We start from the raw sequence: 15,363 nt of genomic DNA, 5'->3' as shown, positions 1-15,363 counted from the left end.
GCTGATCAGGTCACGCAGGGTCACGCCCATGCGCGCGATGCCTTGTTGCAGCACGCCGAGTTCGTCGCGGCGGGTGACGATCACGTTGTGGCTCAGGTCGCCGCTGGCGATGCGGTCGACCACGGCCATGGTTTCCTGCAGCGGACGGGTGATCTGACGGGTGATGATGAACGCGGCGATGACACCCACCAGCAAGGCCAGCAGGGTGCTGATCAGTTGCAGGGTGCGGGCCTGGGCGCTTTCGATGTCACGACGGTCGAGCTGGATCTGATACAGCTGCTCGCTCAGGGTCACGATGGTCGCGCCCTGATCGGTCATTTCCTTGCGCGCCTGCACCGCATCGGTGTTGGCGTTCTTGAAGGCCTGCAAGGCGCTGCGGTAGTTGGTCAGCGCGGTTTCCAGCTGACGCAGGGCGTCCTGCTGCGAACTGGCGAAATGCACGTTCAGTGGCTTGAGGCTGGCAATGGCCACGTCCAGTTGGCCGACGGCTTTCTGCTCGGTCTCGGCGTTGGCGGTGGCGGTGTAGCCGCGCACTTCGTAGCGCGCCAGGATGAACGCTTCCTTGGCGGCGGTGACGGCCTGGAACTGCTCGAAACGCTCATCGCTCAGCGGCATTTGCTGGACGCGGTTGCTCAGCGCTTCGATAAGGCCGTAAGCCGTCGCGGCACTGGTGGCCATCGAGTCGCGCGCCGTGTTGCCGGTGCGGTAGGCGTTACGCATCTTGTTGAGCGAAGTCTGGTACTCGGCGATGGTCGCAGCCTGCTCCTTGAGCAGCTTGACGTTTTCCGGGCTCTTGAAGCTGCTGATCAGCTTCTGCTGCTGGGCGGCGAACCCGTCGAGGGTGGTCTGCACGTTCTGCGCGGCGGTTTCGTCGCCGTTGGTCAGCATGTATTGCAGGCGCACCACGCGCAGTTTGGTCAGGCCAGCGTTGAGCTGGGTGATGTCGCTCATCCAGTTGCTGCGGTCAATCAGGCCGCCCAGACTGGTCCAGCCAGTGAGCGCCAGGATGCAGGTCAGGGCCAGGACGAGGCCGAATCCGAGCCCCAGTTTCAGGTTAACGCTGATGTTGCCGAACCAGCTATTCATCACAAATCCTCCAGAAAACGTTGTGCGTCTTGATCGTCGGTCAGGCTGGAAGATTGTTGTTTTTTTGAGCCAGCAAGGGTGTTAGCAGGACTGTATCGGCCGCAAATCCGATAGCTGAAAGGATTTTGTCCTACGGAATTTGTAACAATGGATCCGAAGATTTTTTTCACATAGGTTTCACTGCCTGCCCACAGCGTCCTCTCTACCCTCGCCGCATCGAATGACAAGTGATGGCGGCTTTTTGTGGAATTGAGACTGAGTCTGTTCGGCGTCAAGCGCTCGATTGATCTGAGCGGTCTGGCCCGTTTTCGAAACACCTGGGTGGTCTTGGCGGCGTCGGCGCTGGTGATTCCGCTGACCCTCTGGCTGCTCGCCCCGGCGGCGGTGCCTGACCTTGCCCACGGCAATGTGGCCGGGGCACAGGCGCTGAAGGACGGCTGGGACAAGGGCGAGATGATCGTGCTGGTACGCCATGTCGAGCGCTGCGACCACTCGAAAGCCCCGTGCCTGAGCGGCCACGATGGCATCACCGATCGCTCGCGCAGTGTCGCGGTGAGCGTCGGCGCGCAGTTCGAGCAGTTGGGCCTGGACAAGGCCGATGTTTACAACAGCCCGATGATGCGCACCGTGCAGACCGCCGGCTACATGTTCAACAAGGCAGCGACCGGTGAAGACTGGTTGATCAGTTGCAAGGGCCGGATGCTGCAGGACGCGCTCGCGCACAAAGTCCCGGGACGCAACCTGATTCTGGTGACCCACAGCGAATGCATGGCGCAGCTGGAAAAAGACCTCAAGGTGCCGGCCTCGACCCTCGGGTACGGCGCATCGCTGTTTGTTTCCGCCGCCAGCCCGGCGGCCCCACAGATGCTCGGCTTCATTGAAGCCTCCGACTGGCGCACGGTGACCACCCAATGAAATCCCGCTTTTATGCTTACAACTTCGGCATCCCGCTGCTGTGTGCCGCGCTGGTGTTCCTGATGTTCGACATGACCCGTATCGACATCGCCTTTAGCAATCTGCTGTTCGATCCACTAAGCCAGACGTTCCCGCTCGACAAGATCCACTTCTTCGAAAAACTGACCCACAAGTGGGCGCGGATCATTCCGAACTGGACGGCGGAAATTGCCTTGATCGGCGCCATGCTGTCGTTGGTCTGGCCGCTGGTGAAACCGCAAAAACATCCGCGTCTGGGCGGTTTTCTCGAGCGCTGCAAAGTCGCGCCGGTGCTGCGTTTTGCCGCCGATCACCGTAGGGACTTTCTGTTTGTGGTGGTGGCTTTTGCGGTCTGCACCGGGGTGATCCATTTCCTCAAGGCGCACACCAGCGTTTACTGCCCGATCGAGACCACGCTGTACGGCGGAAAGATGCCGCACATCGAGTGGTACAACAATTTCCAGCTGTTCCACGAAGCGGGTGAAGGGCGTTGCTGGCCGGGTGGCCATGCTTCCGGTGGCTTCACCATGCTGGCGCTGTATTTCGTGGCGCGTCGTTATCAATGGCGCTTCTCCAGCGCGTTGCTGTGGGGCTCGCTGCTGCTCGGTTTTGTCTACGGCACCACGCGAGTCCTACAGGGCTGGCACTACATGTCTCACACGTTCTGGGCCGGCATCTTCGTGTGGCTGGCGTGTTTGCTGACGGCGCTGGCGTTCTACGGGCGGGCTCGCCTGGAATTGCCGGTGTTGAGCAAGCGTGAGCGGAAGGTGTTCGGCGCACAGCCTGAGGTTTCTCTCTGACGCGTCGCCGTTGAAATGAGAAACCCGCCATCGCCGGCGGGTTTTTCGTTTGTGCTGTCGTGGCTCAATAGCCCACGAAGTAATACGCCTGGCGCCCGACCATCATGGTCTTGTGGACTTTCAGCGGGGCGGCGGGTTCGCTGTCTCCCGAGATCACGGCGATGTTCGATGGTGAGGCGCTGAGGAAATCCTGAAGCTGTGCATCGGTGTCCAGGCCTTTGAGGACACTCTGGGTATAGAACACGCTGGCGCCGCCGACCCGTTCGTTGGCTTGAAACAACGCGACCTGACTGCCGCTCGCCTGCAGCGACTGGATGTGTTCGGTCAGCGGCAGGAACGACAGGTGTTTATCGGCGTTCGGCAGTGCCCATTGCGCGGCGCCAAGGTAGCTGGCGATGACCACCGTCAGTATCCCCGCCGCCACTGTCTGACGATGACGGGCGATTCGTCCGACAAAACCGTTCTTGTGATCCTTCAGCTTGTCGAACAGCACGTTTGCGTATTCCGCCGCGATCGCTGCCGCTGCGGGTGTCATCGACATCAGGTACACCGTGCGTTTGCTTGAGGCCAGGGTGAGTAGGATGAACTGCGCGATGATCCACAGGCTGAAAAACAGCAGATAACGGTTGGCTTTCAGCTCCTTGCGAAAATGCCACAGGCCCAGATAGACCAGAATGTTCCAAGGCAAGAACGCCTGCGGCAGCTTGGCGAGGTAGTAGTAGAACGGCTCGTAGTGGCCGGCTTCGACGAACGATCCGCTGAAACGTCCTACGCTGTTGGTCAGCAAGACTTCTCTGACTGCCTGGGCGCCGCCGTGCTGATAAAGCACCGCGAGCCAGATCATCAGCGGGATCAGGCCGAGCGCTGTCAACAAACCGGGCCGCAACCACTCGGTCAGTTTGAAGCGCCTGTCCATCAGATTGTCGGCCAGCAGATAAGCGAAAATCACCACCCCCGGCATCGCCAGACCGAGCACGCCTTTGCTCAGCGTGGCGATGGCTATCCCGGCGACGAACAGCAACGAATTGGCTGGAGTCGGTGCTCGCTGCGCCTGGAAGAACGCTAACAGCGCCGTGGTCACGCCGAGGGCGAGCAACGCATCCTCGCCGACGCCACGCACGTTGCTCCAGTAACTGGCCATGGTCGCCAGCAGAATCCCTGCCGTCCAGGCGATGGTCTTCGGGCGTTCGAAGCGGCGCAACATTGCGTACAGCAGCATCACGCTGAGCAACCCGGCCACCGCCGACGCCAATCGCACCGCCCAAGGTGAGACGCCAAAAACGCGCATGGCGCCGGCGTCCAGCCACAGGCTCAGGGGCGGTTTTTCCAGAAAGGGCTCGCCGAACAGACGCGGCGTCACCCAGTCGTTGTCCAGGTGCATCTCCATCGCAATGCCCGCAACCCGGGCCTCGGTGGAACCTTGCAGTTGATGGCTGCCGAGGGCGAAAAAGAACAGCAGGGCGGCAAGCAGAAGCAGGGAAGAGGCGGCACGCGACATGGGTTCAGGCAACCGGAAGTGAGCGGAAACCCGAGCTTACGCGGCCATTCCTTAATAATTTGTGAACGTCAGGACAGCGGTCGTGACCAGCGTTGCTCCGGCGTTTCGAAACGCGGATTGACCCGCGCCGTCAGCACATGATCCTGCCAGCGCCCGGCGATATTCAGATAGGCCTTGGCATAACCTTCACGTTCAAACCCGAGGCGCTCCAGCAACCGGGCGCTGCGCTCATTGCCGGGAATGTAGTTGGCCATGATCCGGTGCAGATTCTGGGTGTCGAACATATAGGCGATGGCCGCCTCCAGCGCTTCCTGCATCAAGCCCTTGCCCTGATTCGCCTCGTCGATGTGATAACCCAGATAACACGCCTGAAACGCACCGCGGATGATCCCGCTGAAATTGCAGGCGCCGATCATCTGCTCGCCATCCGGGGTCAGCAACGCCATATGCACCGCCAGCCCGGCTTCGAAGGCGCTGGCCTGTATTTCAAGGCGTCGGCGGATCTGTGCAGTGGAAAAGTAATCGGTGGTACGAATCGGCGACCACGGCGCGAGGTGGCGTTGATTGCGCTGGTAGAACGCGCTTTCCAGCGGCGCTTGATCCGGGTCGAGTACCGCGAGCGTCAGGCGTTGGCAGGGCAGGGTCAGCAGCGGCATCGGGTGCTCCGGGTCTCGGGATTGATCACCAGAATTGCCCGGCAGGCAGGAAAACACAAATCGCGGGTGGTTTGACTCGTTCTATAAATTTGCGCCGTTCGCTGCACAGTCAGGTATTGGCTTGTCGTGCTCGAAGGCGTTTTCAAGGAGGATGCGATGGAGTTTGCGTTAATGGAGGAGGGCGAATCACTGTGTGTCAGATCCCCGGATCCGGCGTTGTACCTTGCGTTTCAGCAAGCGCTGAACGTCAGCTATCCGGAGCATTCGGAGTTTTTGTCCTGGGCCCGTGCGCACACGACCGAGGAACAGGCGCTGGAGTCGTTGCTCAAGGCCCGTGATGAGTTCGACAGCGAAACCGGCGAGCGCAGGTTTTTTATCGTTGCTGCCGACGGGGCGGCGATCATCGGCTGCATCGGCCTGAAACCGCGGGGGCGTAATCGTTACGTCGTCGGTTATTGGGCTAACAGCGAACATTCGGGTAAGGGGTATCTGCGAGCCGCGCTGACTCAAGTGCTGGGTCGATTTCCCGATGCCACGTTTTACCTGACCACGTCTTCCGCCAATTTGCGCAGTCAGCATTTGGCCGCTGCTGCAGGGTTCTTGTTGATCAGGGTTCATCTTCAGGCCCGGCATTCGGAGCAACACGGCGTTCAGGACACGTATGTGTATCGCTTCGCCGCCAAATCCCGAGCAAAAAAAAGCCCGCAGGAGCGCGGGCGAACCGTAGTTTCTTGAATGAGCGAGGCCAATGTACACGGCCATCACCGCCGCCGGGGTGAAGAAAAGTTCATGTCGATGAACGACTTGCGCCATCGACGAGCAGTCGTTTTCAGTGCACGACAGGCGCCGTCGTACGAGGCACCAGATTCACCGGATCAAGGTTCTCCACGGCGCGATTGACCAGCATTTCGGTCATGATCGACAGCTGCCGGATCGCCAGCAACCGGCTGCGTTGAGAACCCGTGAAATCATCGGCGATATTGGCCGTCACCATGTTCAGCGCCGCCAGAGTTTCGCAGGCATGGGTCAGCAGAGTGGCCGTGTCCACGTCGGTGCGCACGGAGAAAATCTCGTTGAAAGGCAGGGTTCGACGCGGCTTTCTCACGTATTCCTGTGGCTGGTTTAGCACAGCCGGTTCTTTCGATTCGGTTTCGTGAGAGGGTGTTTGATCAGGCAGGCTTCGGGTGTCTTTTTTCATGACGAGGCTCCATGGTTTCAGGCTCCCGGCGAATTCCTTTGGTAAACCATCTGCCGGGTTGCAGCGGAGCGCGAAGACTAGCGTTTGGAAGCATCTTGAACCAGTTCATGGAATTCGACGCGGGTTGCGGGAAATTTCCTAGGACGTTGGTGGAGGCATCATCCGGATACTGAGCGGCAAATGCGGCAAGGCCCGCGCTGGGCGGGCCTTGTTGTTGATAGTTGGTGGGCCGGGGGGATTTTAATTGGTCTCGCATGTGGTTGATATTCATATCAAATATAAGATTTTATGTTGGGTCTGGAATGCCATTTGGAATACTCACCAGCTACCAGCAAAGAATATCGTGGTACGTTCAAAAGCTGCTCTCGGCATAGGAAAGAAAAACCATGGATTCTTCTTGCGCACGTGCGGATACAGTCGTTAGGCAGCGAGACGCATCCTTGACGATAAAACCGTTGGGACAGTCCAAAATCACAGGATACATTGGCTCCCACAGAGTAAAATCCGGCCTCACTCACCACTGCTGATGCATCAATGAAATTACTAAATACCTACGACGACCGCGACGAGGCTGAGGCTGCTGCCGAAAAGATCACAGGCGAGAAGCGTCTGGCAAGTGAGCGCGACTCTACCGTGGTCATCTACAACCTTTTCGGCATACCTTCCTGGGGCAACTTTCATCGCTTGGGTATGTACAACCTGGCTGAGCTAAAAGCTCTCCTGAGTCATCGAGCAAGCTGGCAACCAACTGATGAGCTCCGCCATGCAGAAATCCTTGCCACTCTCACCATTGTGGCAAAGAACTTCCAGGTTGAGATTCCTAGCCACTGGCTCTGACAGGCTAAGTCCCGTCTGACAAAAAGCCCTAGGGTTAATGAATGCTACACAATCCATTGCGTTCAGGGATAATCACGGATTTGATCGACAACATCACCCCTTTGCTGCGTGACGATCTTAAACAAGCCATCCGGCCAAGGACGTAGCTGAAGATAGGGCCTCGTGCTTTGAGTCGCCCCGAAACAGCCTAAAACTTTAGGGACTAAAGAAGTGAGTGACCAGTTTTTCAAGCAGCCTATTCTCAATTCTCCTTATGGCTATCCGTCGCTGCATTGGGAACTCGACGACAAAGGGCATCCCACGCAAGAAATCGTGGAGTCTCGCCGAACTTCTAGCTTCATAAGTCCTATCCCAAAACCACGCCGGCACCATGGCGAGCAAACCACTCTGGCGCTGGATGAAGTTGAGAACCTTGCTGACGATGGGCAGCGCTACCGTCATTCGGAATTAATTAATGCCGTGCGGCGAGAGGTCGATGCGTGGCGGCGGTTGCCACCATCGCAGTGGCGTGTCACGCCTGAAACAGCGCGTTTGCTGGAGCACTGGCGCAACTTTAAGTTCACCGGTGTACGCCCATTCTTTTGCCAGGTAGAAGCGGCCGAGACCGCTATCTGGCTGACTGAGGTAGCCCCGCAGCTCGGCAAGAATGGTGAGCGCTACCTCGATCACCTGAAAAAGGTCAGCAAAGATGCCAATCCCGGCCTAATGCGTCTGGCGCTGAAGCTGGCCACTGGTGCTGGCAAGACTACGGTCATGGCAATGCTTATCGCATGGCAGACAGTCAATGCCGTGCGGCATCCGCAGAGCAAGAAATTCACCCGTGGTTTCCTGCTGGTCGCACCCGGCCTGACTATCAAAGATCGCCTTCGCGTACTGCTGCCTAACGATGCGGACAGCTATTACGCCAATCGCGAGATCGTGCCACGTGACATGCTGATGGATCTGGACAAGGCCAAGATCGTCATTACCAACTACCACTCTTTCAAACTGCGTGAGCGCATGGAGCTGTCCAAGGGGGGGCGTCGCTTGCTGCAAGGCCGCATCGGCAGCGAGCTGGACACGCTTGAAACCGAGGGTCAGATGCTCCAACGAGTCATGCCTGAGTTGATGGGACTGAAGAACATCCTTGTCATCAACGATGAGGCGCATCATTGCTATAGAGAAAAGCCGCACGCTGCGGAGGACGACGAAGATCTGGATAAAGATAGGAGGGCCGAGGCTGAGGAAAATAATAAAGCCGCACGACTGTGGATTTCTGGCCTGGAAGCAGTGAACCGAAAGCTGGGCCTGCAGCGGGTCATGGACCTGTCAGCCACGCCTTTCTTCCTGGCCGGTTCCGGTTACGTGGAAGGTACGTTGTTTCCTTGGACGATGAGCGACTTTTCGCTGATGGATGCGATCGAATGTGGCATCGTCAAATTACCGCGTGTGCCGGTGGCCGACAACATCCCTGGCGCGGAAATGCCCATCTACCGCGAACTTTGGAAGCACATTGGAAAAAAGATGCCCAAGAAGGGGCGCGGCAAGAACGCCTTGCTCGACCCATTGGCTATCCCGGTGGAATTGCAAACCGCACTGGAGGCATTGTACGGCCACTACCTCAAAACTTACGAGGCCTGGAAGCAAGCAGGCATCAAAGTGCCGCCGTGCTTCATCGTGGTGTGCAACAACACCGCCACTTCCAAACTTGTGTTTGATTACATCTCTGGTTTCGAACGCACGAATGAAGATAGGTCCATCACGCCGGTGCCGGGGCGACTGGAGCTGTTCCGCAATTTCGACGAGCATGGCGAGCCGCTCGCGCGTCCGAGCACACTGCTTATCGACAGCGAGCAGCTCGAATCTGGTGAGGCTCTGGACGATAACTTCCGGGCTATGGCCGCAGACGAGATCGAACGCTTCAAGCGCGAGATCATCGAACGCACCGGCGACCGCCGCCAGGCAGAGAACCTGAGTGACAGCGAACTGCTACGAGAGGTGATGAACACCGTTGGCAAGCAGGGCCGCTTGGGCGAACAAATCCGCTGCGTGGTTTCGGTGTCCATGCTCACCGAAGGTTGGGACGCCAATACAGTTACCCACATTCTTGGTGTGCGTGCGTTTGGTACGCAGTTACTGTGCGAACAGGTGATCGGTCGTGCCCTACGGCGTCAAAACTACGAATTGAATGAAAACACGGGCCTGTTCGACGTGGAATATGCCGACGTATTCGGCATTCCCTTCGACTTCACAGCCAAGCCGGTTGTGGTCACTCCGTCCATGCCGCGTGAAACCGTCATGGTCAATGCGCTGCGACCGGAGCGCGACCATCTGGAAATCAGGTTCCCGCGCGTGCAGGGCTATCGCGTTGAATTACCGGAAGAGCAACTCGAAGCCGAATTCGATGTAGACCATCACCTTACCCTAACGCCGGAGGACGTCGGTGCGACCAAAACCCACAACGCTGGCATCATCGGCGAAACGGTGGAACTGGATATTAAGCATCTGGAAGACGTGCGCCAGTCCACTCTACTGATGGAGCTGACCAAGCATTTGCTGTTCCAGCATTGGCGTGACCAGGGCCAAGATGCACCGATTGCTTTGTTTGGCCAACTTAAGCGCATTGTGCGCCAGTGGCTGGACGAGTGCCTAGAATGCAAGGGAGGCACCTGCCCGGCGCAATTGATGTACCGCGAGCTGGCGGACAGAGCCTGCCAATACATCACAAAGGGCATTACGGCGAAAGAACTGAAAAAAGGGCGGCAGGTTAAGGCTATTCTCGACCCGTTCAACCCGGCTGGTAGCAGCGCGCACGTTCGCTTCAACACCTCGCGCCCTGGCATCGAACGCTGGGAGACCGTTGGGGTGGAAAACCAGCCAAAGAACCAAGTCAACTGGGTGATTTTGGATAGTGGCTGGGAGGCTGAGTTCTGCCGTATTGCTGAATCCCATCCCAAGGTGCTGGCCTATACCAAAAACCACAACCTCGGCCTAGAAGTGCCTTACCGCTTCGGCTCGTCCAACCGCATTTATATCCCGGACTTTATTGTGCAAGTGGATGACGGTCGCGGTAAGAGCGATCCACTGAATTTGATCGTTGAGATCAAGGGCTACCGGCGTGAGGACGCGAAGATAAAGAAATCCACGATGGATACCTATTGGATCCCCGGCGTGAACCATCTCGGCAATCACGGCCGCTGGGCCTTTGCAGAATTCGGCGACGTGTACGAAATGCAGGAAGATTTTGCCAAGGAAGTCGAGGCGAAGTTTAACCAAATGATTGAAACGGCTGCGCCTGCGGCGGGAAACAAGGAACACTGAGATGGCGACCAAGAGAACGCAGCAGCCCGGCAAGAGTGTTGAACAGCTCACGCACACTGAGGCTAAGCGCAAGAACATCCCAACCGTGGAGCATCAGTCGGTGATGCAACACCACGAGCAGGCACCCATAAAGGTGAGGTATCCGCGCGGCGACAACGGAGTGGACGACGAAAAGGCCCAGCGCAACCGCGACCTCGACCCGCAACTAATTTGGCGCGGCAAGGATCAACAGGACTGGTCAGATCTGGTCGTCAATGCGCCGCCGCTTTACATCCAAGAAAAGGTCAAGCCCAAGCTGCTGATCGACGATCTACGTCGCCAGACGGAGGGACGTCGCGAAGCTGCTGAGCCACAAGCCGGCATGCTGGATTTGTTCGGCGACTTCAATGGTTTGCCCGAAGGCGCGGATCGTACGGAGTTCTACCAGCACGAAGGCCATTGGCAGAACCGGATGATCTTGGGAGACAGCCTTCAGGTGATGGCGAGTCTAGCCGAGCGCGAGGGGCTGCGCGGCAAGGTGCAGTGCATCTATTTCGATCCGCCCTATGGGATCAAATTTAATAGCAATTTCCAGTGGTCAACCACCAGCCGCGATGTAAAAGACGGCAACGCTGGGCACATCACCCGCGAGCCGGAGCAGGTCAAGGCGTTCCGGGATACCTGGCGCGACGGCATACATTCCTATCTGACGTACTTGCGTGACCGAATGATAGTGGCCCGGGATTTACTGACAGAATCTGGCTCGATTTTCTTGCAGATCGGTGATGAGAATGTGCATCGCGTGCGTGCCTTGCTTGACGAAGTATTTGGGGAAGACAATTTCATCTCGATGATCCAAGTGCAGAAAACCGGCAGCCAATCAGCAAGTCTTCTAGCGAATACCGTGGACTTTGTACTCTGGTACGCCCGCACGAAAGAAAAAGTCAAATATCGACAGCTTTACACCCAGCGAACCGCGGGTCATGTTTCTTCAGACCGCTACGACCAAATCGAACTTGAAGACGGCGAAGAACGTCGGTTGAAGCGTGATGAACTGGAGCGAAAAGTTGAAATTCCTCCGGGACGGATTTTTCAACAAACAAGTCTGATTTCATCTGGTCAGGCCTCAAGTGAGCAGATTTTTGAGTTTCGGGACAAGTCATATCGTTCAGGCTCGTCGAACCACTGGAAAACTACAGTCGCTGGTCTTGGGGTTCTTGCGAAAGCAGGGCGTGTTGTTGCAGGCGCTTCAACCCTACGCTACAAGCGCTACCTCAATGATTTCTCGGTCTTGCCTATTGCAGATCGTTGGGAATCGCTACAGATCGGCACGGGCTTGATTTACGTTGTGCAAACAGCAACGTCCGTGGTCGAACGATGTTTGTTGATGGCCTCCGATCCCGGTGATCTTGTGCTCGACCCGACCTGCGGCTCCGGCACAACGGCATATGTCGCTGAACAATGGGGGCGCCGCTGGATCACCGTCGACACCTCGAGAGTAGCACTGGCATTGGCAAGAGCCCGCATCATGGGCGCGCGGTACCCGTTCTACCTGTTGGCCGATTCTCCGGAAGGCCAACGGAAGGAAGCCGAAATTATAAGAGGCATACCTAGTTCGCACTCCACCTACGGCAACATTGTGCATGGCTTCGTGTATGAGCGAGTGTCGCGCATTACTTTGAAGTCGATTGCCAACAACGCCGAGATCGAGGTCATATGGGACAAATTCCAGCAAGTGCTGGAACCATTGCGCGTAGCCTTAAACAAGGCGCTCGGCAAACAATGGCAGGAATGGGAAATCCCGCGCGAGATCGGTGCAAAATGGAGCGACGCGGCGAAGAAACTGCACGGCGACTGGTGGCAGCAACGTATTGCCCGGCAAAAGGAAATCGACGCGTCAATCGACGCCAAAGCCGATTCCGAGTTTCTCTATGACAAACCGTACGCGGACAAAAAGCGTGTACGCGTGGCCGGCCCGTTCACCGTTGAGTCGCTGTCGCCGCACCGCGTGCTGGGTGTGGACGAGGAAGACAACCTGATTGACCATGTGGCCGAAACCCAAGCCGAATACGGCCAGGACTTCGCCAGTCTGATCCTGTCTAACCTGCGTTCTGCCGGTGTGCAGCAGGCGCACAAAGCCGACAAAATCGAATTCACCTCATTGAAGCCGTGGCCAGGGGAACTGGTCTGCGCCGAAGGCCACTACCTGGAAAATGGGCACGTGAAGCGTGCGGGCATCTTGGTAGGCCCAGAATTCGGCACCATTAGTCGAGCGGATCTCGTGGATGCTGCACGCGAAGCAGGTGATGCCAACTTTGACGTACTCATCGCCTGCGCTTTCAACTACGACGCACCCGCTAGCGAATTCAGCAAACTGGGCCGCATCAACGTGCTTAAAGCGCGCATGAACGCCGACCTTCACATGGCCGAAGACCTGAAAAACACCGGCAAGGGCAACCTGTTCGTGGTCTTCGGCGAGCCGGATGTGGACGTGCTGGACACGCAAGGCCGCAGCATCCGCTCATACGATGGCAAGCGCGACGTTATCGAGGTCCCTGCCGACGAGCAACTGGTGGTGCGCATTAACGGAGTGGATGTGTTTCACCCCAGCACCGGTGAAGTAAGAAGCGACGGTGCGGACGGCATCGCCTGCTGGTTCCTGGACACCGACTATAACGAGGAGTCCTTCTTCGTGCGCCATGCTTACTTCCTAGGAGCGAACGACCCATATAAGGCCCTGAAAACTACTCTCAAGGCTGAAATCGATCGCGACGCTTGGGCGACACTCAACTCCGACACATCGCGCCCTTTCCCGAAACCGAGCAACGGCCGGTTTGCGGTGAAAGTCATCAATCACCTCGGCGATGAGGTGATGAAGGTATTTAAGGTGAACTGATGGAATTCCGCATCGCTGATACGTTTACCACCAGCCTCGCCCGCTTGACCGGCGATGAGCAGAAGGCAGCCAAGACCACCGCGTTCGATTTGCAGGTTGATCCGAGCGGCAACGGCATGAGCTTTCACAAACTTGAAAGAGCTAAAGACCCGAATTTTTGGTCGGTGCGAGTCAGTCGCGACATACGCGTGATCGTTCATAAGACAACGGGCAGCCTGCTGCTGTGCTACGTCGACCACCACGACAGGGCCTATCAATGGGCCGAGCGACGCAAGCTTGAAGTACATCCGACTACCGGCGCGGCACAGCTTGTCGAAATCCGTGAGCGTGTCGAAGAAATTTTCGTTCCTAAGTACACAGTGGACAATACGCCGGCAAAGCCTAATAAGCCGAAACTGTTCGCAAAATACAGCGAGGCTAAATTACTAGCCTATGGCGTCCCGCAGGAATGGCTTGTTGATGTGATGGCCACCGACGAGGATTCGCTGCTGGAACTGGCTGACCATCTGCCCGTCGAAGCGGCTGAAGCCCTGCTCGAATTGGCAACGGGTGGCACACCAGCATTGCCGGAAGTGGCGGATAAGGGAGCTGATCCATTCCAACATCCGGATGCACAACGTCGCTTCCGCGTCATGTCCGATATGGACGAGCTAGCCCGTGCCCTAGAGTACCCGTGGGACAAGTGGACGGTGTTCCTGCACCCGGCACAGCGTCAACTGGTCGATCGAAATTACAACGGTGCGGCGCGCGTGTCCGGCTCAGCCGGCACCGGCAAGACCGTGGTGGCGTTGCACCGCGCAGTTCATCTCGCCCGTAAGGATGAGGACGCGCGCGTGCTGCTTTCCACTTTCTCGGATACGCTGGCCAATGCGCTACGAGGCAATTTGTACCGGCTGATCTGGAATACCCCCAAGCTCGGCGAACGCATCGACGTGGCCGCGATGGACGCCATTGGAATTCGCTTATATTCGGCGGAGTTCGGTAAGCCGGCATTCGCTAGCCGGGATGAAATTTCCTCACTGCTTAAAGCTGCGGCTGCGCAGGTCGCTGGCCTGAAAGCCAGTACTACGTTCCTGCTGTCCGAATGGGATGATGTAGTAGACACCTGGCAGGCCGATGAATGGGAGACTTACCGGGACGCTAAAAGGCTGGGCCGAAAGACCCGCTTGCCTGAAGCGCAGCGCGTCTTGTATTGGCAAGCGTTCGCTCAGGTGCAGAAGCAGTTGAAACAAGCCGGTAAGATAACTACCGCCGAAATGTTCGCCAAGCTTGCCGAAGTCATGCCCAAGCGCAAACATCCTGTATTTGATTGCATCGTGGTAGATGAGGCTCAGGACATCAGCGTACAGCAATTGCGCTTCCTCGCAGCGATTGCCGGCAACCGCGCTAACGCACTCTTCTTCGCCGGCGACCTTGGCCAACGCATTTTTCAAACGCCATTCTCGTGGAAATCTGTGGGCGTGGATGTACGTGGCCGTTCACGTACGCTCAATATCAATTACCGCACCTCACACCAGATTCGCTCGCAGGCTGACCGCCTGCTCGACCCCGAGGTATCCGACGTAGACGGCAACGTCGAAAGCCGCAAGGGCACGATTTCCGTGTTCAATGGGCCGGAGCCGACCATTCGCGGCTATATCGATGCAGATGCAGAAAGCCAAGCCGTTGGCGTATGGTTGAAGCAATGCAACGGCTGTGGAGTACTGCCGCAGGAAATTGGCGTCTTTGTCCGATCTGAAGACGAACTCTCACGCGCACAGGCAGCGGTAAAGGCCGCTGGCCTACAAGGGCGTGTGCTTGGCAAGGATATGGCAACGGAAGAAGGATTTGTAAGCATCACCACCATGCATTTGGCCAAAGGCATGGAATTTCGCGTGGTCGCGGTGATGGCTTGCGATGATGAAATCATTCCTTCACAAATGCGCATCGACACTGCTGCCGACGAGGTCGAGCTGACCGAAATCTATAACACCGAACGCCAGTTGCTATATGTGGCTTGCACCCGTGCCCGCGATCAACTGTATGTTTCGGCTGTCCAGCCGGAGTCGGAGTTTCTGCAGGATTTGATGCAGAAGTAGTTATCCGAGTAGTAGGTTTTACCGGTTCTGCTAGGAGCGCCGCGTTGACTCGCCCCTGATCTCGCTAGGCCGACCGGAGAGCCTTTCCTTGCGCGCACTCAA

General features: G+C 57.3%; 10 protein-coding genes and 1 pseudogene. 7 read left to right on the top strand and 4 right to left on the bottom strand.

Annotation, left to right across the window (positions count from 1 at the left end):
* Positions 1-24 precede the first annotated feature (24 nt).
* Positions 25-1,086: pseudogene (locus K5E37_RS29710) on the bottom strand (methyl-accepting chemotaxis protein); the annotation flags it as partial.
* A gap of 243 nt (positions 1,087-1,329) precedes the next feature.
* Here K5E37_RS29710 and K5E37_RS16075 point away from each other — a divergent pair.
* Both K5E37_RS16075 and K5E37_RS16070 read left to right on the top strand, forming a co-directional pair.
* Positions 1,330-2,001 (top strand): histidine phosphatase family protein, encoded by a 672-nt coding sequence (locus tag K5E37_RS16075; RefSeq protein ID WP_221534445.1) that lies wholly within the window; start codon positions 1,330-1,332, stop codon positions 1,999-2,001.
* The gene (locus K5E37_RS16070; protein WP_221534443.1) at positions 1,998-2,819 is read left to right on the top strand and encodes a phosphatase PAP2 family protein; all 822 of its coding nucleotides are present in this window, start codon (positions 1,998-2,000) and stop codon (positions 2,817-2,819) included. Before K5E37_RS16075 ends, K5E37_RS16070 begins: the two co-directional genes overlap by 4 nt.
* A gap of 64 nt (positions 2,820-2,883) precedes the next feature.
* Here the strand turns inward: K5E37_RS16070 and K5E37_RS16065 are convergent, their stop codons facing one another.
* Together K5E37_RS16065 and rimJ are read right to left on the bottom strand one after the other, a co-directional pair.
* Positions 2,884-4,317 carry a glycosyltransferase family 39 protein gene (locus tag K5E37_RS16065; RefSeq protein ID WP_221534441.1) on the bottom strand — a complete coding sequence of 478 codons (1,434 nt, stop codon included), beginning with the start codon at positions 4,315-4,317 and terminating at the stop codon, positions 2,884-2,886.
* Positions 4,318-4,385: 68 nt separating this feature from the next.
* Entirely contained in the window at positions 4,386-4,973 is a 588-nt protein-coding gene (gene rimJ, locus K5E37_RS16060; RefSeq protein ID WP_221534439.1) for a ribosomal protein S5-alanine N-acetyltransferase, read from the bottom strand.
* Between the two features lie 156 nt (positions 4,974-5,129).
* Between rimJ and K5E37_RS16055 the strand changes: the two genes are divergently transcribed.
* Positions 5,130-5,708, top strand: coding sequence for a GNAT family N-acetyltransferase (locus K5E37_RS16055; protein ID WP_221534437.1), 579 nt, complete (start codon positions 5,130-5,132; stop codon positions 5,706-5,708).
* A 94-nt stretch (positions 5,709-5,802) separates the two neighbouring features.
* On the opposite strand, the gene K5E37_RS16050 is transcribed toward K5E37_RS16055, so the two are convergent.
* Positions 5,803-6,171, bottom strand: coding sequence for a DUF6124 family protein (locus tag K5E37_RS16050; protein ID WP_221534435.1), 369 nt, complete (start codon positions 6,169-6,171; stop codon positions 5,803-5,805).
* Positions 6,172-6,705: 534 nt separating this feature from the next.
* Here K5E37_RS16050 and K5E37_RS16045 point away from each other — a divergent pair.
* From K5E37_RS16045 to K5E37_RS16030, 4 genes are all read left to right on the top strand, one after another.
* On the top strand, positions 6,706-7,008 hold the full coding sequence (locus tag K5E37_RS16045) for a hypothetical protein (protein WP_221534432.1): 303 nt from the start codon (positions 6,706-6,708) through the stop codon (positions 7,006-7,008).
* 210 nt (positions 7,009-7,218) lie between these two features.
* Positions 7,219-10,308, top strand: a complete 3,090-nt coding sequence (locus K5E37_RS16040; RefSeq protein ID WP_221534430.1) for a BPTD_3080 family restriction endonuclease — start codon at positions 7,219-7,221, stop codon at positions 10,306-10,308.
* Between the two features lies 1 nt (position 10,309).
* Positions 10,310-13,183, top strand: a complete 2,874-nt coding sequence (locus tag K5E37_RS16035) for a site-specific DNA-methyltransferase (RefSeq protein ID WP_260404268.1) — start codon at positions 10,310-10,312, stop codon at positions 13,181-13,183.
* Positions 13,183-15,261, top strand: a complete 2,079-nt coding sequence (locus tag K5E37_RS16030; protein ID WP_221534429.1) for a UvrD-helicase domain-containing protein — start codon at positions 13,183-13,185, stop codon at positions 15,259-15,261. The genes K5E37_RS16035 and K5E37_RS16030 overlap by 1 nt, the downstream gene beginning before the upstream one ends.
* The last annotated feature ends 102 nt before the right edge of the window (positions 15,262-15,363 follow it).

Origin of the sequence: Pseudomonas sp. RIT778 (assembly GCF_019718735.1) — a bacterium.
GTDB classification, from domain to species: domain Bacteria; phylum Pseudomonadota; class Gammaproteobacteria; order Pseudomonadales; family Pseudomonadaceae; genus Aquipseudomonas; species Aquipseudomonas aphyarum.
This window is presented reverse-complemented; position numbering and strand designations above follow the sequence as displayed.